A 20,751-nucleotide genomic window follows, 5' to 3' on the forward strand; every position below is an offset into this window, starting at 1 on the left:
TAACCACAATATCTTTAGCCAAAACCAGCTTAGGTTCAAATGGCTAAAACTAAAACAGCTTTTTTTTGTCAGAATTGCGGTACACAATACGCCAAATGGGTGGGACAATGTGGTGCCTGTAAAGAGTGGAATACCATCGTAGAAGAAATAATCCAAAAAGAAAAGGATATTCCCTGGCAAAGCGTCAAAGATACCAAGGCAATTACTTCGAAGCCCGTTTTGGTTGGACAGATCAATGCTTCCAGAGAATTTAGACTGGACATTTACGATAAAGAATTTAATAGGGTTTTAGGCGGAGGTTTGGTCCCTGGCTCACTGGTTCTATTGGGTGGAGAACCCGGCATCGGTAAAAGCACATTATTGCTGCAAATTGCTTTAAGACTCAACTTAAGGACCTTATACGTTTCGGGCGAAGAAAGTTTGAAGCAAATAAAAATGAGAGCAGAGAGGATTCAACCCAATAATCAAACCTGCTATATACTTACTGAAACCAAGACCCAAAATATTTTTAAACAGATAAATGATATTGCACCTGATATAGTAGTCATTGATTCAATTCAGACCCTCCACTCAGATTATATAGAATCTTCTGCAGGCAGTATATCTCAGATTCGTGAATGCGCTGCTGAACTTATAAGATTTGCCAAAGAAACCAATACACCTGTAATTTTAATCGGCCATATTACAAAGGATGGAAATATAGCAGGACCTAAAATTTTGGAGCATATGGTAGATACAGTCTTGCAATTTGAGGGTGACCGTAATTATGTTTACAGAATTTTAAGGGCACTGAAGAATCGATTTGGATCAACGGCAGAGTTGGGCATCTATGAAATGCAAGGAGATGGGCTTAGGGAGGTAAATAATCCCTCAGAGGTATTACTTTCAAAAAGTGATTCAGGACTTAGTGGTACAGCTATTGCTTCCACTGTAGAAGGCATGCGACCTTTGATGATAGAAATTCAGGCTTTGGTAAGTTCAGCAGTCTATGGCACTCCTCAACGCTCTGCCACGGGATATAATGCCAAACGCCTGAATATGTTACTGGCTGTTTTGGAAAAAAGAGCTGGCTTTAGACTTGGAGCAAAAGATGTGTTTTTAAACATTACCGGGGGAATAACTGTAGACGATCCCGCCATTGATCTTGCAGTAATCGCTGCTATTTTGTCTAGCAATGCAGATATTCCAATAGAGAGAAATTTATGTTTCGCTGCAGAAATAGGTCTGGCTGGTGAAATAAGACCCGTACAAAGAGTAGAACAACGAATTCTAGAAGCCGATAAACTTGGGTTTTCGACAATTTTTGTTTCAAAGAACAATAAAATTTCACTTAAGAATACAAAAATAAATATTGTATTGGTCTCTAAAATTGAGGATGTAGTTAACAAACTCTTTATTTAAAATAATCTTATTTAGATTTAAGTATTATTCAAACTATAAATGATGATATACTCCCTTGTTAAATAAAATTAAGGAGCGGGATCGGGTATATTATTATGAATTGTTTCAATGCCCTTTATAAGCTCATCAGAGAGATCAACTTCAATACTGGATATGTTTTCCTTCAGCTGTTTCATAGATGTTGCACCAATAATATTACTGGTTACAAATGGTCTTGAATTCACAAATGCAAGTGCCATTTTCGTAAGTGAAATATCATGCTCCTGGGCAAGTTTGTAATATTCCTGAGTAGCCTGGTTTGCATTGCCACTAATGTACCGGTTATAAGCTGGAAATAAGGTAATCCTGGCGTTTGCAGGCTTCATGCCGCCCATATACTTTCCACTAAGAACTCCAAATCCCAAAGGAGAATAGGCTAAAAGGCCTATATTTTCTCGTGTTGAAATTTCCGAAAGCCCTACTTCAAACTGGCGGTTTAATAAATTATAAGGGTTTTGTATAGTAATCATTCTGGGCAAACTGGAGTGTACTTTGCTTTCCTCTAAAAAGCGCATGGTTCCCCATGGTGTTTCATTTGAAAGTCCTACATGTCTTATTTTACCTTCACTAATTAGATCCCTGAGAGTCTCCAATACCTGGTGAATATTATCCTGCCAATGATCTGTCAGATCATGTTTATAACCTCTTTTTCCAAAATAGTTGGTAGAACGCTCGGGCCAATGCAATTGAAATAAATCGATATAGTCTGTTTGGAGTCGTTCCAGACTTCCTTCAACCGCTTCAATTAAGGTTTCCCTTCTAAAACCCGTTGATCTGATAAACTTCGTGAAATCTGCTTTCCCCGCTATCTTTGTGCCTAAAATAATCTTATCTCTATTCCCTGTTTTCTTAAACCAGTTACCAATTATTTTCTCTGTATCCGCATATCTGTCGGGATGAGCCGGAATAGGGTAAAGTTCCGCCGTGTCAAAAAAGTTTATTCCCTGATCCACTGCATAATCCATTTGCTGATGTCCTTCCTCTTCTGAATTCTGACGGCCCCAGGTCATAGTACCCAAACAAATCTTACTAACTTCTAAATTCGTATGAGGTAATTTTTTATATATCATAAGCAAACACTATTCTTTTTTGACCAGACAAATTTAGTAATTCCCTTGTTTACATTTTATTAAGAGTACTTTAATTATTTATGTAATTCAACCAGAATTGGGCAATGATCACTGTGTTTTGCTTCCGAAAGTATAACAGAACGTTTTAGTCTATGCTCCAGAGAACGACTGACCATGCCATAATCCAGGCGCCATCCTTTATTATTATTACGAGCATTTGCCCTGTAACTCCACCAGGTATAATGATGTGGTTCTTTATTAAAAAACCGAAAGCTGTCTATAAACCCGCTTTCAATAAAACTATTAATCCATTCCCTTTCAACAGGTAAAAAACCTGAAACATTTTTATTTCTCACCGGATCATGGATGTCAATTGCCTGATGACAAATATTGTAATCCCCGCAAATAATAAGGTTGGGGTGTTTTGTTTTGATCTTATCTATATAAGTTTGCATATCTGCCATATATTTCAATTTAAGATCCAATCTGGCCAGATTGGTTCCCGAAGGAAGATACATACTCATTACAGATAGCCCGTCAAAATCTGCCCGAAGGTTCCTGCCTTCAAAATCCATATAATCTATTCCGGTTCCATATTCGACGTGGTTCGGTTGCTTTTTAGACAAAATAGCAACTCCGCTATATCCTTTTTTTTGGGCACTAAACCAGTGATTATGAAAATATCCGCTTTTTTCAAAAACACTAATATCTAACTGCTCTTTCATTGCTTTGATTTCCTGAAGACAAATCACATCAGGATCTACCTGTTTGAGCCATTCAAGAAAACCTTTGTTCAGGGCTGCCCTTATACCGTTTACATTGTATGAAACTATTTTCAAATCAATTTAATTTAATTTCAAAAATAGTGAATGTTTAACTCAACTTGCAAAGTGTATTTTAATCTATAACTTAGGCCAATCCCATTAGCTTATCTTTTATACTTATTTTTGGACCTAATATTAATTAATGAAGCATTACATTTTTTTTTTCATCCTTCTTTCCAATTATTTCTTCGGGCATTCTCAGGAATTAGAAAAGGATTCTATTACTTATCTTAAGGAAGTTATTATTTATAATCCTAGTAAAACCAATAAAACTCTTGGAATTACACCTTCGACGATTATTCGAGAAAAGGCCTTTCAAAATCACAGCCCCATAGATGTTGCCTCCTCAATTAATCAAATTTCGGGAGTTTATCTGTTTTCAGGCGCATTAAACACAAACCGTATAACCATTCGGGGTGTGGGCGCGAGAACCCCATTTGGCACAGACAAATTGCGCTTGTATTTTGAGGATATTCCGGTTACCAACGGTAATGGTTTTTCAACAATTGAAGCTTTTGATCTTGAAAATCTTACTTCAATGGAGGTGATTAAAGGGCCCAAAGGAACTGCCTATGGGACAAATCTGGGAGGTGCTATACTTCTTAATACTAAAAAACAAATTAATAAAGGAACCTTTTTTGCCAATAACTTTACTATAGGTTCTTATGGGCTTATAAAAGACAATTTAAGTATTGCACATTCAACAGATAGCCTGGAGTTTAATTTGCGCTATAACCATTTAAACACAGAAGGCTATAGGGAGAACAATAACTTTAACCGCGATGGTATACTTATGACAACAGCAATTGAACTTAACTCCAGGAGTTCAATTGCCATTTTGGCAAATTATATTGACTACACCGCTCAAATACCAAGTTCTTTGGGGATAACGGCTTTTACGGAAAATCCAAAACAAGCTGCTTTTACATGGAAACAGGCACAAGGCTTCGAATCTAATAAATATACACTTCTGGGGTTGTCTTACAATTATAAAATAAGTAGCAAACTGGAGAATACTACAAGTCTTTTTTACTCATATCTTGATCATTATGAAGCCCGCCCGTTTAATATTCTAGATGAGTTTACCAACAGTTATGGTTTCAGAACCCAATTTATAGGTTATTTTGGATATCAGGATAGAAAAGCGTCTTACCTATTTGGAGGAGAACTCTACAAAGATGAATACAACTGGAAAACTTATGAGAATTTATACGAGGATAACAATGGAAATGGAAGTCTGCAGGGAAATGAACTCAGTCGCAACAAGGAATACAGAAGGCAATTTAATGCATTTGGCACTCTAACACTACCTCTTGCTAAAAGATTCAAACTGCAAGTTGGTATAAACCTAAATAAAACTCATTACGATTACAGAGATTTATTTAACTCCGGGGAAGCTAATAAGAATGCAAAACGAAATTTTGATCTCATAGTAATGCCCAGTCTGGATTTGGTCTATTCCATAGATGAGGGGAGGCAGGTTTATGCAAATATTAGCAGGGGATTTTCTAACCCCGGATTGGAAGAAACTTTAACTCCCGAAGGAATTATCAACCCGGAAATTACTCAGGAAAAGGGGGTGAATTACGAGCTTGGCACAAAAATGTTCCTTGCCGGGAACAAGTTATGGCTGAGCCTTGCTATATTCAGGATGCATATTAATGATTTGCTGGTTGCTCAGCGGATAGGAGAAGATCAATTTGTTGGCACAAATGCCGGGAGTACAAGACATCAGGGAGTGGAATTAGATTTTAATTATACTTTCGATTTAAGCTCAAAATTACAAATCATCCCTTTTGCAAGTTATACCTTAAGTGATCATAAATTCGTTGATTTTGTAGATGGAAACAATGATTATTCAGGCAATCCTTTAACCGGTGTCCCCAGGAATAGAATAAATTTGGGATTGCGCTTTAACTATACAAAAGATTTTTATTGGAATACTACCTATCAATATGTAGATGGTATTCCTCTAACAGATGCCAATACTCTGTATAGCGAACCATTCAATATTCTAAACACAAGAATGGGTTACAAAAAAGAGATAGTAGAGAATTTATACATTTCATTTGACTTTGGTATAAATAATATTTTTGATGTTAATTATGCCCAATCTGTATTAATCAATGCCGTAGGATTCGGTGGAGCCGAACCTCGCTATTATTACCCGGGAAATGACAGAAATTTTTATGTTAGTCTGGGACTTAATTATCAATTATGAATTATTCGTTCGAATAAGACTTTATTCCGTTTTCTTCAACCAGTTCCTTATTCCAACCTCATTGGCGATAGTCTCATTAACGGCACGTATGGCTATTCTCTTTTGTTCCATAGTGTCTCTATGGCGAATAGTAACTGTATCATCTTCCAGAGTTTGATGATCTACGGTAATGCAAAAAGGCGTCCCAGCAGCATCTTGCCTTCGATACCTTCTCCCTACAGCATCTTTTTCATCATATACCACATTAAAATCCCATTTCAGATCATCAATAATTTTATGCGCTATTTCGGGTAAGCCATCTTTTTTTACAAGTGGTAGGACGGCTGCTTTTGTGGGTGCAAGTACGGCAGGTAATTTTAAAACTATCCGGGTTGTTCCATTTTCCAATTCCTCTTCCTTCAGTGAATTTGAAAAAACAGCCAGGAACATTCTATCAACTCCAATAGAAGTTTCTACAACATAAGGCACATAATTCTGGTTGAGCTCAGGATCAAAATACTGTAATTTTTTACCTGAATATTTTTCATGGCTCCCCAGATCAAAATCGGTTCTGGAGTGAATCCCCTCGAGTTCTTTAAATCCAAATGGAAATTTAAACTCTATGTCCGAGGCAGCATCTGCATAATGGGCCAGTTTTTCATGATCGTGAAAACGGTAATTCTCTTCTCCCATTCCAAGAGATAAATGCCATTTCATGCGTAACTCTTTCCACTTTTCATACCATTCTATCTGCGTTCCTGGTTTAATAAAGAATTGCATCTCCATTTGTTCAAATTCCCTCATTCTGAATATAAATTGCCTTGCAACAATTTCATTTCTGAATGCCTTTCCAATTTGTGCTATCCCAAATGGTATTTTGAGTCGCCCGGATTTTTGAACATTAAGAAAATTTACGAATATCCCCTGGGCTGTTTCAGGCCTTAAATAAAGATCGGTGGCATTTTCGGTGGAAGCTCCTAGTTTTGTCCCGAACATTAAATTAAATTGTTTAACATCTGTCCAGTTTTTAGACCCTGAAACGGGGCAAGCTATTTCCAACTCTTCGATTAGATTTTTAACATCCTCTAAATCTTCGGCTTCCAAAGATCTGCCTAGGCGTTTAAGTATACTTCGTGCTTTTTCCTGATAACCCAAAACACGTGGATTAGTTGTCAAAAATTGGGTTTTGTCGAAGGACTCACCAAATCGTTTTGAAGCTTTTTGAACTTCCTTATCAATTTTTGCTTCTATCTTAGCGACATGGTCCTCAACCAATACATCTGCCCGATACCTTTTTTTGGAGTCTTTATTATCAATAAGCGGATCATTAAAAGCATCAACATGCCCGGATGCTTTCCAGGTAGTAGGATGCATAAATATTGCGGCATCAATGCCAACAATATTGTCATGCATCTGCACCATGGCCTTCCACCAGTATTCTTTAATGTTTTTTTTAAGTTCTGCTCCGTTCTGAGTATAATCGTACACCGCACTCAAGCCATCATATATTTCACTTGATTGCACCACATAGCCATATTCCTTAGCATGTGAAATTACCTTTTTAAAGATGTCTTCTTGATTTGCCATTGGGCAAAAATAGAATATTATAGCATTTATTTTTTAAGACTTAGAAATAAAATAGAATAACATTAAAAAAAGTAGTCTTTATTTCAATTGAAATTCTGAAGATGACAGTAGTTTTTCGTCTTCAAAAACATTAAGGGTGTAGGTGCCAGATTCCAGCGAACCTTCAGGAATTGTTATAAAATCACATACACTGAAATCCTCTCCGGTGGATACTAGCTCAACTCTCTTACTATAGATATTTCCACTTACAGAAATGACATTAGCGTTGTCCTCTATAACCCCCATGTTAGGGCCAAGAAACTGAAAGTAAATAACCTTTTCCTCGTTTATATCATTGGGGTTCCCAATAATTGTAACACAACCCCTTAGCTTCTCAATAGTTGATGCCTTAGTGGTTTTAATGGGTTTACTGCTGCGCATTCTGAATCCACTTCCTTCTGAATTTTGCAATTTTAAATAGCTCTTTATTCGCAATTCCTTGTTAAGCTCCTTATTCTTCTCACGCAGCAATGCTTCCGCTTCTGCAAGAGAACTACTTTTGCCTCTTAATTCTTCAATCATTTTGCGAGTCTCCTCATATTTATCGGAGAGTAGCATATTATTATATTTAAGAAAATTGTTTTTAAGTTTAAGGCTATCGTGTTTTACTTCCAACTCACGCAGCTCTTTCTTGTACTCTTTTAATTTGGCTACGGTAAAGTTGAGTCTACCCACAGAATCCAATAGCTGCTGAACACGATATCTTGAATCCTGCAATTCTATTTCGTTTACCTCATTAAGCGCAGAAAGCCGGTCTACTTCAGTCTTCATAAGGGTTAAATCCTTTACAAGCAGGCCTTTTTCATCTTCCAAATAGTTTATTTGAGTTCTGGATTGGGCATAACTATAGTAGAAAGCTATTAATATGCCTAAAATTACGGCAACTAATGCAGCAAGTATTATCTTATAGTTAAATTTATTATCTTGAATATCCATTCAGATAGGCTAAGCAAATAAGATTAGGTTTATTAAAGATTTGTACTTTTCCAAGCTATCAAATATAATAAATGATATCAACACGGTACTTCTACCGAGGTTGTGTTTTGGATGTAATGTTCAATTATATCGAGGAGAGCAGCTATTATGTACACTTTGTCGAAACCAAATACCACTTACCGAATACGATTTTATTGAGCAAAATGCAGTGGATAAAATATTTTATGGCCGAATTGACATAAAAAAGGCCTCTGCTTTCCTTTTTTATTCAGATCAAGGGATTGTTAAAAATTTAATCCACTTTTTAAAATATAAAAATCAACCTCAAATAGGACAATTTTTAGGGGACTGGTATGGCCAGGTTCTGAGAGAAGGTAACGCTCTAGACCATATTGATATTGTAATACCTGTTCCATTACATAAAAAAAAGCTCAAAAAACGAGGATATAATCAAGTTTCTGGGTTTGCAAAAAGAATTGCAGATCATCTTAATGCTAGTTATATGGAACATATTCTTGTTAAAACAGCCAATACCCGTACCCAAACCAAAAAAAACAGGTTGTATCGATGGAGGGGGATACCAGACCTTTACAGAGTGACTAATCCTGATTTTTTATGCGGCAAAAATGTGCTATTGATTGATGATGTGATTACTACCGGTGCTACCATGGAAGCTTGTGTACGGGCTATAAAAAAGGCAAAAGATGTTACAGTTTCAGTTGCTGCGATGGCGGTTGTTCCTTAATTTTACAATTCTTTAAATTAATTGTTTCTTTGCCTTATAGAAAAATCAAATGCCTCGAATACAGCGTATTTTATCCTTCTTTTTTCTAGTTGCAGTTGTTCTGGCCGCTTTACAATGTGCCAGGAGAGGAACTCCTACTGGCGGGCCTAAAGACACTACGCCTCCGGTTTTAATAAAGGCAGAACCCGAAAATCTGACAACTGAATTCAAGGCTAAAAAAATCAGGCTTTATTTTGATGAATATATAAAATTGGAGGATGTTCAAAATCAGCTTATCGTTTCACCGCCTTTAAAATACAATCCTGAAGTTTCACCTCAGGGAGGTGCCAGCAAATACGTAGAAATCACTTTAAAAGATACTTTGTTAGAAAATACAACCTATATATTAAATTTCGGACAGAGTATCGTAGATAATAATGAAGGCAATCCGAACAGCTTCTTAACTTATGTTTTTTCTACAGGCACATATATTGATTCATTAACCGTTTCAGGGGTTGTTAAAGATGCTTTCAATAAAAAAGCAGACGAATTTATTAGTGTTATGTTATACGAAATAGACACTGCGTATACCGATTCAACAACCTATAATAAACCACCAAATTATATTACAAATACGCTGGACAGCACAATTATATTCCAACTTAAACACCTCAAGGCCGGAAAATATGCCATTATTGCTATCAAGGATGAATCTAAGAACAATGTATTCGATCAGAATACAGATAAAATAGGCTTTATTGAAGACACCGTCTATCTGCCAACGGATACTGTTTTTCTCCTTAATCTTTTTAAAGAGATCCCTAATTATAGTTTAAAAACACCAAATTATGCGGCTGCAAACAAAATTATTTTTGGCTATTCGGGTGGAGATGTAAAATTAGATATTGAAGCTTTAACAGAAATTCCTGATTCTATAAATACTCTCGTCGCCAAAGATCCTGAAAAAGATACGCTAAACTATTGGTTCACCCCTTTTGAAATAGATTCTATCATTTTTAAAGTGACCAATGAGAACCTAAAGAAAATTGATACGTTTACGGTAAAAACAAGAAAACTGGCTGCAGATTCTTTGATGCTGACTCCCAGTCATCGAAACTCCATAAACTTCGCTGATGAATTCTATCTCACATCCAGTATTCCGATTGCTGCTATGGACACAACAAGGATAACTATTTTCAACAAGGATACATTAGCGGTTAATTTCAAAGCCGAATTGGACACCACAAAAAACCGGATGTTCATGAACTTTGAAAAAGAGGCTGATGAGACCTATTATCTAAATTTACTTCCTAATTTTATTACTGACTTCTTTGGGGAAACCAATGATACGATTAATTATAGATTATCTACCGGAGGGTATGCTGACTTTGGCAATTTGCGCTTGAATTTAGCAGGTGAAATAACCTATCCTATTATTGTACAATTAACCGATGAAAAAGAGAAATTATACAGGGAAATATATCTATCCGACGCGAAAGCCTTAGATTTTAATACAGTTGAACCCGGAAATTATCTTATTCGGATTATTTTTGATAGCAATTCAAACGGTATATGGGATACAGGAAATTATCTAAAGAAGATTCAGCCAGAAAGAGTAATCTACTACCCAGGTGTTATTGAAATGCGGGCCAATTGGGAAAAAATTGAAACATTTACTGTCTTAGACTAAAATGATCTCTATCTTCTAAAAATTTAAATTGCGCCCTTAAATCTTTTAAGTGTTTCAGGCTTAAAGAAGCATAGAGCACCTCATCTTTTTTAGAGAAAACTATCTGACTCCCCATAGGGTCATATATGGCCGAATGACCAGGGTATCTAAGTGCATTATTATCCTCACCCAATCTATTAACCCCAATACAATAGCTCATGTTTTCTATGGCCCTAGCTTTTAACAAAGTATCCCAGGCAGCAATTCTGGGTTCAGGCCAATTGGCCACAAAAAGCAAAAGATCATAATCTCCTTTATATCTAGCCCATACTGGGAATCGAAGGTCATAGCATATTAAAGGGCAAATCCGGAATCCTTTATAAGAAAACACCAATCTCTCCTTACCGGAATTATATACTTCATCCTCTCCGGCAAATGTAAAAGTGTGTTTCTTATCATAACTCTTAATAGTACCATCAGGTTGTACAAAAAAGAGTCGGTTAGTAAATTTGTTTTTTTCATTAAATGAAATACTCCCAACCAAAGCTGAATTTTGGTCTCTGGCTGTTTCCTTCATCCATTTCAGGGTAATTTCTCCCTCTTTAGCGCTTACTCTTTCCGGGGTCATGGTAAATCCGGTTGTGAACATTTCTGGCAAGATAATCATATCCGTATCGCTTGGAATCTCCCTTATCTTTTCGGAAAACATATTTCTATTTTCCATGGGATTCTCCCATATCAATGTGGTTTGTATCAGCGCTACTTTAAGCTCACTTTGCATAATAATCATTAATTATCCATTCTTTTCTAAAAGCGTTATCAAGTCTGAAAATCCCTGCTTTTGAGCATGGTCCAAAGCCGTATTTCCTCCCGCATCTTTCACGGTTGTATCGGCTCCATGTTCCAGCAGCAGCTCGGCCAATTCTTTTCTATTAAAGGTAGCAGTATAAATTAGACAAGTGGCGCCCAAAGCATTTCTCACATTTACGTTAGCCCCTCTGCTTATTAAAACCACAGCTAATTGCACTAAGCCTTTAAAACTAGTCCCCATTAGCGCAGTATTACCGGATGCATCCTTAGCATCAATTTTGGCCCCCTGGTCCAGAAGGAAATTCGCCATCTCCCTATGATCATAATAAGTCGCAAGAATTAAAGGGGTAGACCCTCTCTGGTCCACAGAATTTACAAGGTCGGGGAATTCTGTAACCAATTCCTTAACGGCTTCAATATTACCAGTTCTTATTTCATTAAAAAAAGTATTTATATTCTCTTGCATGGAAATTAAATGTATAAAAAAAATGTCATTGTAAGCATTTTCTAGCGGTGCCATTAAACACTATTAAGAAATTGACACTTAAAAATGCGAAGAAGAAATTAATATAATTAATGCCATTTAAATATTTGTCTTCCCTACCACAGGTTGTTAAGATCCAGACAATTATGACTAAAGATGTATTATATGATATACTTTTAGTGTATTTTCTTACGTTATGTAAGAAATAAACGTAACTTCAATACAAATACATCATTTGGAAACACTTTTAACTTCTTCTTTTATTAAAGACTACCCTGCATCTGTAGTCATTGTAAATTCTGAAATGCAGATTATTGACCATTCTAAGCTTTGGCTAAAAGAATTGGAGAACCTCAACGGCAGTCCAATTGGACTTCCTATCTATGATGTAATCAATTACACAAGCAAGGAATTTTCTAAACGTTGTGAAGAATGTCTTGTAGGAGGTGAACAAGTGAAGTTTATTCAAGAATTGAATCAACCTAAGCTTAATACAAAGTGGTTGGAATGGACGATTTCTCCATGGACAGAAAATCCCGAAAAGATCAATGGCCTAATTATAGTTAAGGATGATATAACCGAAACCAAAAAAAGAGAAGAACTTTTACTAAAATCTAAAAGTATTGCCCGTATAGGGGGATGGGAAGTAGATTTATTGGCAAATACAGTGTATTGGACTCAGGTGACCAAGGAAATTCATGAAGTCCCAGAGAATTATGTCCCTAATTTAGAAGAAGGTATTAATTTCTATAAAGAAGGGACAGACCGTGATAAAATCTCCATTTTGGTAAGTGATGCCATAAATAAAGGCCTGCCATGGGATACCGAGTTACGAATTATTACTGCCAAGGGAAAAGAATTATGGGTAAGGGCCAAAGGAGAAGTAGAAATTGTTGATGATAAATGTGTTCGCATTTATGGTACGTTTCAAGATATTGATGAAAAAAAGAGAATAGAACTAAAATACAACGAAGTTGCAGACAGGCTGGCGATGGCCACTAAAGCTGCCCAAATTGGAATCTGGGAGTATAATGTTGTTGATAATATCCTGGTATGGGATGATAATATGTATGAGCTATATGGCCTGAATAAAAAGAATTTTAGTGGGGTTGTTGAAGCCTGGGAAGCTAGTGTTCATCCTGATGATATAGCGCCTTCCCAAGAACTATTGCAGCGTGCACTAAATGGGGAGGCAGAATTTGATCCCGAATTTCGTGTGCTCTGGCCCAATGGTGAAATAAGACATATTAAAGCAATTGCTTTTACACATAGGGATAATAATGGAAATGCATTGAAAATGATTGGCACCAATTGGGACATTACAAAGAACAAAAATGCTGAAAAAAAACTAAAAAATCTATTGGAGATCACTAGTGAACAAAATAACAGTCTGATGAACTTTGCTCATATTGTTTCCCATAATCTAAGATCTCATTCCAGTAATCTATCGATGCTCACGGGGTTTCTCGATCAGGAAGGAGATAATAATGAAAAGGAAAGGCTGATAAAAATGCTATGCGAAGCTTCTGAAAGTTTAGATGAGACAGTACAAAATCTCACCGAAGTGGTACAGGTAAAAATTGATACCCTTGATAAAATGCGCCCGGTAAACTTATATGAGACTATAATAGGTGTTGAGAAAAACCTAGCCGTCCTGTTAAAGGAAAAAAATACAGTATGTGAAATAGAAGTGGGAAAAAAACTCCAAATTAACGCTATCCCGGCCTATATGGATAGTATTCTCTTGAATTTGTTTACAAATAGCATTAAATATAGTTCTCCCAAAAGATCACTGGCTCTTAAAATTACAGCTGAGCAAAAAGATGATCATACATTGGTCACCTTTTCCGATAATGGACAGGGAATAGATCTGAAAAGGCATGGCAATGCGATTTTTGGAATGTATAAAACATTCCATAAGCATAAGGATGCAAAAGGAATTGGCTTATTTATTACAAAAAATCAAATTGAATCCATGAATGGTAAAATTGAAGTGGATAGCCAGGTAAATAAGGGCACTAATTTCCGCTTGTTTTTTGAAGCTATTAATGTTTAATCTGCTCAACAATGAAGAAATTCGAAAATGTTTGTGTCATTGATGATGATCACATATTTATTTATGGTATTAAACGCCTGATGAAGGAAGTTAATTTTGGTGATGACATTCTCGTTTATGATAATGGAAAGGATGCCATAAATGGTCTTAGATTAAATTCAGAAGCCGGAAAGAAATTACCTTCAATTATTTTTTTGGATTTAAATATGCCTATTATGAATGGCTGGGATTTTCTGGACGATTTTTGTAAAATAAGTGAATCAGAATTAGATAACACAGTCGTTTATATCATTAGCTCTTCCGTTGATCCGAGAGATTTGGTTCGTATTAAAAACTACTCAATTGTGAAAAACTATATTCTTAAACCTGTAACAGCGAATGATCTGGCCGCTATACAGAAAGAAGAAGTTGCATAAATTTTAAAAATTAACGAATTCCAGGTGAATAATCTTCAGGAGCATTCTGTGGTAAATTAATAGTTTCAGAACCTCCGGTATCATTATAAATTGTCCATTCATTAAATGTAAAGACAGGATTCCCGGTCACAATATTTATGTTCCTTTCGGCTTTTCCATCCTCAAATTCATGATTTGTCCCTGAACCATCTTCTCCTACAAGTCCGAAGACATCAATAACGGTTCCAAAAGGGTCTATCAGCACTAAATTATCGTCACCATTGGAATCTGCCGGGCTATTGTTTCCTAGTTCAAAATCAGGAGGAAATCCGTATATACTTTCAAATTCCATTGCATTAGGCGAGAAAACTAACGTACTATTTGAATCAATTATTATCCCTGATAGATCTATTTCTGATCCTGAAGTAACATTTGTGTTAGTGTACCTTAATAAAAGCCAACCATCTAATTGAATCTGCTCGTTAGCTGCGTTGTAAAGTTCAATAAATCGGGCCTCAGCATTATTATTGGGGTCAGCTATTTCCGATATAAATATTTGGTCAGATGTCAAAAGAACTTCTGAATTTACACAACGCTTATTTCTCAAATCCATATCATTTAATGTGCGAATGATTAACTGATAATCATTATTTTCTCTATAAAGAACAGCAGTAACAGATCCATTCCCCGAAGGTAATATTGTATCCTGAAAATCAGAATATCCACTATTTAGTAATTCAATCAAAACACCATTACAATTAGTAAGATTCCTTATCGTTTCCTCCTTCGGAAGAGCAAAAGTTAAGTTTTGTTCCTCTGCTATAAATTCCAGGCTTTCTAGTTGTATTAAAGTGCTTATTAATTCTTCGCTAAGTTCAGGTATGGAAATAATTTTAGGAGCCAAATTACTAATAGGATCACATGAAAGAAACAGATGATCCCCTACTGCACGGGCTGGTAACCTTCCTGCACTTAAATTTCCAAAAGACGTGAATACACCCCCTAGCTTGTAAACACCTTTACTCTTCCCGAGATATAGCCCCTTCAGCTTAATAAAAACCTTACTACCCAATTCATAAAACAAGTAAGAATCCCTGAGGTCTATTTCTATTTGAAAGCCAGCTGTAGGGTTTATTGGATAGTCCTGTATATGAAGTGTGCTAAAAAAATTTCCGGCCTGGTCTGAAGATACTATATAGCCCTCAATTACTAAATCTTGCTGTATTTGAATAACCTCACCTTGAAACAAATTTTTAACCTCATTGAAAGAAATATTGGCAACTAATTGATTATTACAAAAGCTTTCTGGAGATTTAAAATTAGCATCTTTAACGCAGTTGATAATGAAAAACATACAACAGTATCTTATTAAAATACCCAGCCTTAATTTCTTTATACTTTTCATTTTTAATAGCTATTCATATCGCATTAGTTGATTCTGTTTAATTTTAGAAACTTATGGCCAGGTTCAAAAAATATGTTCTTCCATAACCAAACCAGTATTTCGGACCAAATGACGGTGACCCACTTAGATTGTCCTGAACTAATTGACCGTAGTTGCCATTCCTGTTTTGCTCATAACCTCCGGTTCTGAAATCAGTATCAAATACATTGTTTATACTTGCAAATACACTTAGGTATTTACCATTTAGCAACCAGGATTTACCTCCAACCAGATTTAGGAGATATATATCATCCAAGGGATTTTGCTTTAAGATTCTATCAACATTACCCGGAGTAGCGTTATCAAATGGTTGACCTGTATCGGGATTCAAAAAGAAACTCTGCGTTCTTCTTATTGTTGATATACCTGCATAATTATCAGCGAGATAGTTAATTTTTGCGCTTAGCCACCAATATTTGGGATCTCTGTATTCTACTCCCAATGAAAGTCCTGTTTGAGGTCCTGTTGGTAGTTTGTAGTGTTTAATTTCTGCTATTCCTAAATCTTTTGTGCCTTCAATACTTATAAAATCTTCTTCATTCCCGGAGGTATCAAAATTTATTGCCAGATTGGGGTCACTTGCGAAAATATACTTACCCAAAGCAAGGGCAGCAGATAAATTTACAGATGATGAAAGCTGATATGACAACCCTAACTCAATACCCATATGGAGCTTATCAAGATTAGTAATTACTTCTTGCACAAAATCTGAACCTACACCGGCATCAACAAAGAAAAAATTTATATCAGTAAGCTTTTGAAAACGAGTATAGAAGCCGGTTAATCTTCCAATAAGGTTAGGAAACCTGGTAAAGTAATTTATATCAATAGTTGTGACTTTTTCGTTATTTAAATTGGGAACAATTGCATTGTTCTCCCTTGGGTTTATAAAAGTATTTATGACCACCGGGGCCCTATTTAAGAGTATTCCATTAGTACTAATCCATTGCCTTCCATTTATTTTATAGGTAAATCCCGCCTTGACCCCATAGTTGCTGAAGTGCACAGGTTTGCTTATCCCGAATGAATTTTCGGGGAAGCGTTCATTTAAAAAATGTCCGGTCCTCTGATAGGTCGAATGTGTATAGTTGGCAGCTACAAAAGAATTCCATTTACTTTTATCGATACTTATCTGTGCAAAAGCATCAAATACTTGATAATTGAAAGTATAATTATAATTAAAGATATCTCCCTTGCCCTTTTTCAATTGACCATTTTCATCATTTCGGGTATTTGAAAAAGGATCTCTATCTGCATGATAATCTGCACCTAACAGGTCATTAATTTTAGCAAAATTATTGGAAATGGTCTTCCTAAAAGACAAATTCGTATCTATAGAAATCACCTGATTGGGTTTAATATTGAAGGTAGTATTTAGAGTCAATTGTTTGTCAGCGCTAGCATCGTCGTACAAAACATATGCGGCCATCCCATCAGATGAGTTTGTTGAATTCGCTCTATAAAGGTTTTCCCATTGTACTTGTGGTTTTAACAAAAAAGCTTTTTTAGCCAGATCAGCATTTAAAAAATTTGCGCCAATTGGGCTGTTTATGTAAAAACTGGGTAAATATCTATAATAGGTGGGTTCCGGATTGGGGGCGTTAAAATATCCTATCCTACTTTTTGAAAAGTTGCCAAATTGGTAAGCCATTCCCGCATTGATACCAAGTTTTCCAAATTTGCCGTAATAGTTAAGCATAATTATGGGCTCCATAATTTTGCGTTCCCTTGAATTGCGATAGTATCCGTTTTGAAATCCCCAATAGGGATTGTATGTATTTCCGGCTAAGTGATATACCTCTTCAGTTATGGCTGCAGAACTGCCACGGCGATTGGAAGAAAGAATTCCCGTAAAAAGCAAACTGTTATTAGCATTGAATTGATACTCCATAGCTGCATATATTGAAAAGGTATCATATAGTGTTCCGTTTATAAAACCTTCCTTTGCCCATCTTCTTGAGGCTGCAAGAGAATAGATAAAATTGCTTTTATTCTTCCTGGAGGTGTAACTTGCCATAATACGTCCTGAATAAGTCCGGTTAGAAAGAGAACCAGACAATCTAAATCCGGGGCGAAGCCCTGATGGCCTTGTGTCTATATTAGTAGTTCCAAGAAGTCCTCCAAACCGATATGGAGATGCCTGTAATCCTAAATAAAAATCCCGGTTCCGCAGTACATCATTAAGACCGCCCCAATTGTTCCATTGTGGCCTTCCATCACGCAATTTATTCATCAGGACTCCATTTATTAATACACTACCATTTCGGGAGTCGTAGCCCCTCACTTTGAAAAATGCCTGCCCAAAATCAAAAGCAGCACGGTTTAAAAAGACATCCCGCGTAGCAGTTAACATCCCTAAACTTCCTCCCTCCAATTCCCCGTCAATAATTTGGGTATCTGTTAGTGTTATTAAAACTTCAATTTGATCAATAGAGACATCTTTTTCTATTAATATTCGCCCTAAATTTAATTCGTTAAGAGAAATATATATAGGAAGTCTTTTTACACTATAATCCCTGGCCTTAATGGATAATACGAATGTCCCGTTTAAAGTTGTGATTATTTCAAATCTCCCTTCATTATCAGTATTTACCTTTAATGAAGTACCCTCAATTTCTATAGTTGCATAAGAAATTGCCAGGAGACTTTGTGCGTCCCCTATACTCCCTTTTATACTTATTTGCTGGCCATTAAGTATTTGAAAAAATAATAAGACCATAAAAATACAGTAGATAAATCGCATTCAAATTGCCATAAGGTTCAGACCTAAAGTATTCTTACCCGCTGCATTTTGCTTGCGGCACTCCGGTATAACTTGGCAATAAGAAATTCATGTAATGGGCAGAGACCATAGAACATTATGATTTTAAAGGAACTATTTTTGATTTTTATTCTTGTATCAACTATTGCTCAATCACAAGAAGAGGACCGTTATAATATACGTACCATTGCGTTCTACAATGTTGAAAACCTTTTTGATACGGTCAACGATTCACTGTACTTTGATGATGAAATGACACCAGATGGAAATTATAACTGGACCTTGGATCGTTATAAACTAAAAATAACCCATATAGCTGAAGTACTTTCAAAAATTGGAAAGTCAACTACACAGACTTGCCCTGATATAATAGGTCTTTGTGAAGTTGAGAATTTGAAAGTAATACAGGACTTGGTAAAGCATCCATTTCTCAGGCCATACGGTTTTAATATTATTCATTATGATTCCCCTGATGAAAGAGGTATTGACGTGGCATTAGTATATAAAGAAACCCGATTTATACCAATGTCATTTAAAAGTCACAGACTTTTGATATTTAACGATTCTGAACAACGAGACTACACCAGAGATCAGCTCGTAGTAGGAGGGTTATTGGAAGGCGAAGAATTATATATTATAGTTAATCATTGGCCTTCGCGTAGCGGAGGAGTAGCAAGAAGCAGGCCCTACAGAAAAGCTGCTGCCAGACTCAACAGAAGAATAATAGATTCCGTGTTGAGGCTTAACATTGATGCTAAAATAATTAGTATGGGGGATCTAAATGATAATCCTACTGATAGCAGTATAAAAAATATGCTGACGTCTTCCTATAAGGAGAATACAAAAAGTCCTGCTCTCTTTAATCCAATGGAAGCCTTATATAATAAAGGTGATGGTTCTCTGGCCTATAGAGACCAATGGAGCGTGTTCGACCAAATTCTACTCTCTCAAAATTTTATAAATGAAAATAGGGTTTCATATACATTTTGGAAAGCTGGCATTTATCACCCTTCATTCTTACAGAATAAAACAGGTAACTACAAAGGCTATCCGTTTCGCACCCATGTAGCCGGAAGGTATAGCGGTGGGTATAGCGATCATTTTCCGGTTTATGCTTTTCTAATAAAAAAAGTGAATTAGTATTTACTCTGAAGTGGTTATTTTAATATTTCTCCACTTCACCTTTATTCCTCCTCCATCATGAATTTGAAGTGCTATAGAGCCTTCACCCTCGCCAATTTTTTCATCTTTAATGGAAACCATTTCCACTCCATTTAGCCAGGAAACAAGCTCATCTCCCTTAACTCTAATTTTCATCGTATTCCAGGTCCCTTCTTTAAGTACCTCCTCTTTTTCGGCTTCAGGTTTTATTAACCAGCCTCTGCCATAGGATTCATAAACCCCTCCGGTATGATGTCCTTTTGGAGCAACTTCCACCTGCCAGCCACTAACTTTAGTTCCATCAACGGTAGATCTTACAAACACTCCACTGTTACCGTCAGCTTCCTGAAAAAATTCAAGTGTAAGTACAAAGTCTTTATAATGTTCATCGGTTGCCAGATAACCATATTGAGCGTCCGGACCACTTTCTGAAACCAATAATCCATCTTCCACATACCATTTTTCTGTGCCGTAAATGGTCCACCCGGAAAGATCTTGCCCATTAAATAAAGATTGCTCCTGCGCAAGAACTACTATGCTACAAAACAGGAATATTAGAGTATTTACTAGCTTCATAATTTATATTGTTTAATTAAACCACTGCCCCCAGGGAATTCTGCTCAAAATGAGTACAAGACCAAGACCATAGAAAATGGCAATTGCTTTAAATTTCTTTTTGGCCTCCATGAATTTCTTATGTCGAGACCAGCCAATAGTGATTAAAACTATGGCTATAATGTTGATAAAAGGGTGTTCCACCGCCAAAAGTCTTGCGGCCGAACTTAAACCACCCATTCCAAGTTCTTTTATTGCTGAAAACCCATTGGATGAAACAAAAAACAGGATAAGACCCAAAACCAATTGTATATGCGAAAGAATAAGGGTAAAAAGACTTATCCTAAAATCCTTTTCCAATGTAAACATTCTGTTACTCATTAAGCCCGTAATTGCATTGGCCACTGCAATAAAAAGAACTGCCAGAACTACATAGGCAAGGTAAGAATGCGCGGTTTGTAAAATTTCCATGTTGAATTATTTTTGCTAAAAATACGGAATTTATTGAATTAAAAAGCCCCAACAAAAATGTTGGGGCTTATCTTGATAAATTTTGATAATCTTAATTAAATAAATATCGCAATCCAAGTTGCATT

The 20,751-nt window shown here is 36.2% G+C and carries 17 protein-coding genes; 7 read left to right on the top strand and 10 right to left on the bottom strand.

From position 1 onward, the window contains the following. The first annotated feature begins 39 nt into the window (after positions 1–39). Positions 40–1,401, top strand: coding sequence for a DNA repair protein RadA (radA, locus tag ABJH90_RS13140; RefSeq protein WP_348141349.1), 1,362 nt, complete (start codon positions 40–42; stop codon positions 1,399–1,401). A 68-nt stretch (positions 1,402–1,469) separates the two neighbouring features. Here the strand turns inward: radA and ABJH90_RS13145 are convergent, their stop codons facing one another. After that, positions 1,470–2,510, bottom strand: a complete 1,041-nt coding sequence (locus ABJH90_RS13145; protein WP_348141347.1) for an aldo/keto reductase — start codon at positions 2,508–2,510, stop codon at positions 1,470–1,472. Between the two features lie 74 nt (positions 2,511–2,584). Next, positions 2,585–3,349 (bottom strand): exodeoxyribonuclease III, encoded by a 765-nt coding sequence (locus ABJH90_RS13150; protein ID WP_348141345.1) that lies wholly within the window; start codon positions 3,347–3,349, stop codon positions 2,585–2,587. 127 nt (positions 3,350–3,476) lie between these two features. On the opposite strand from ABJH90_RS13150, the gene ABJH90_RS13155 reads away from it, so the two are divergent. Beyond that, the gene (locus ABJH90_RS13155; RefSeq protein WP_348141343.1) at positions 3,477–5,555 is read left to right on the top strand and encodes a TonB-dependent receptor; all 2,079 of its coding nucleotides are present in this window, start codon (positions 3,477–3,479) and stop codon (positions 5,553–5,555) included. 21 nt (positions 5,556–5,576) lie between these two features. On the opposite strand, the gene ABJH90_RS13160 is transcribed toward ABJH90_RS13155, so the two are convergent. Continuing rightward, on the bottom strand, positions 5,577–7,121 hold the full coding sequence (locus ABJH90_RS13160; protein ID WP_348141341.1) for a glycine--tRNA ligase: 1,545 nt from the start codon (positions 7,119–7,121) through the stop codon (positions 5,577–5,579). Positions 7,122–7,199: 78 nt separating this feature from the next. Next, on the bottom strand, positions 7,200–8,096 hold the full coding sequence (locus ABJH90_RS13165) for a hypothetical protein (protein WP_348141339.1): 897 nt from the start codon (positions 8,094–8,096) through the stop codon (positions 7,200–7,202). A gap of 208 nt (positions 8,097–8,304) precedes the next feature. Here ABJH90_RS13165 and ABJH90_RS13170 point away from each other — a divergent pair, with 208 nt between their 5' ends. Beyond that, entirely contained in the window at positions 8,305–8,841 is a 537-nt protein-coding gene (locus tag ABJH90_RS13170) for a ComF family protein (RefSeq protein WP_348141337.1), read from the top strand. Between the two features lie 49 nt (positions 8,842–8,890). Continuing rightward, positions 8,891–10,510 carry an Ig-like domain-containing protein gene (locus ABJH90_RS13175; protein WP_348141335.1) on the top strand — a complete coding sequence of 540 codons (1,620 nt, stop codon included), beginning with the start codon at positions 8,891–8,893 and terminating at the stop codon, positions 10,508–10,510. Here ABJH90_RS13175 and ABJH90_RS13180 read toward each other — a convergent pair. Continuing rightward, positions 10,494–11,270, bottom strand: coding sequence for an amidohydrolase (locus ABJH90_RS13180; protein ID WP_348141333.1), 777 nt, complete (start codon positions 11,268–11,270; stop codon positions 10,494–10,496). The genes ABJH90_RS13175 and ABJH90_RS13180 overlap by 17 nt on opposite strands. Positions 11,271–11,282: 12 nt before the next feature. Continuing rightward, positions 11,283–11,819 (bottom strand): ankyrin repeat domain-containing protein, encoded by a 537-nt coding sequence (locus tag ABJH90_RS13185; RefSeq protein ID WP_348141330.1) that lies wholly within the window; start codon positions 11,817–11,819, stop codon positions 11,283–11,285. Positions 11,820–12,018: 199 nt separating this feature from the next. Between ABJH90_RS13185 and ABJH90_RS13190 the strand changes: the two genes are divergently transcribed. Both ABJH90_RS13190 and ABJH90_RS13195 read left to right on the top strand, forming a co-directional pair. Beyond that, positions 12,019–13,839, top strand: a complete 1,821-nt coding sequence (locus ABJH90_RS13190) for a PAS domain-containing protein (RefSeq protein WP_348141328.1) — start codon at positions 12,019–12,021, stop codon at positions 13,837–13,839. 11 nt (positions 13,840–13,850) lie between these two features. Further along, positions 13,851–14,255 (top strand): response regulator, encoded by a 405-nt coding sequence (locus tag ABJH90_RS13195; protein WP_348141326.1) that lies wholly within the window; start codon positions 13,851–13,853, stop codon positions 14,253–14,255. A gap of 10 nt (positions 14,256–14,265) precedes the next feature. Here ABJH90_RS13195 and ABJH90_RS13200 read toward each other — a convergent pair whose 3' ends face one another. After that, positions 14,266–15,588 (bottom strand): DUF5689 domain-containing protein, encoded by a 1,323-nt coding sequence (locus ABJH90_RS13200; protein ID WP_348141324.1) that lies wholly within the window; start codon positions 15,586–15,588, stop codon positions 14,266–14,268. Between the two features lie 94 nt (positions 15,589–15,682). Next, entirely contained in the window at positions 15,683–18,397 is a 2,715-nt protein-coding gene (locus ABJH90_RS13205; RefSeq protein ID WP_348141322.1) for a TonB-dependent receptor, read from the bottom strand. A gap of 141 nt (positions 18,398–18,538) precedes the next feature. Here ABJH90_RS13205 and ABJH90_RS13210 point away from each other — a divergent pair, with 141 nt between their 5' ends. Next, complete coding sequence (locus ABJH90_RS13210; RefSeq protein ID WP_348141320.1) at positions 18,539–19,579, top strand: endonuclease/exonuclease/phosphatase family protein; 1,041 nt, start codon at positions 18,539–18,541, stop codon at positions 19,577–19,579. 3 nt (positions 19,580–19,582) lie between these two features. Here ABJH90_RS13210 and ABJH90_RS13215 read toward each other — a convergent pair whose 3' ends face one another. Then, on the bottom strand, positions 19,583–20,176 hold the full coding sequence (locus tag ABJH90_RS13215; protein ID WP_348141318.1) for a DUF1080 domain-containing protein: 594 nt from the start codon (positions 20,174–20,176) through the stop codon (positions 19,583–19,585). A 12-nt stretch (positions 20,177–20,188) separates the two neighbouring features. Beyond that, positions 20,189–20,626 carry a hypothetical protein gene (locus ABJH90_RS13220; RefSeq protein WP_348141316.1) on the bottom strand — a complete coding sequence of 146 codons (438 nt, stop codon included), beginning with the start codon at positions 20,624–20,626 and terminating at the stop codon, positions 20,189–20,191. Positions 20,627–20,751: the final 125 nt, after the last annotated feature.

This window comes from Eudoraea sp., assembly GCF_039969275.1.
GTDB lineage: Bacteria > Bacteroidota > Bacteroidia > Flavobacteriales > Flavobacteriaceae > Eudoraea.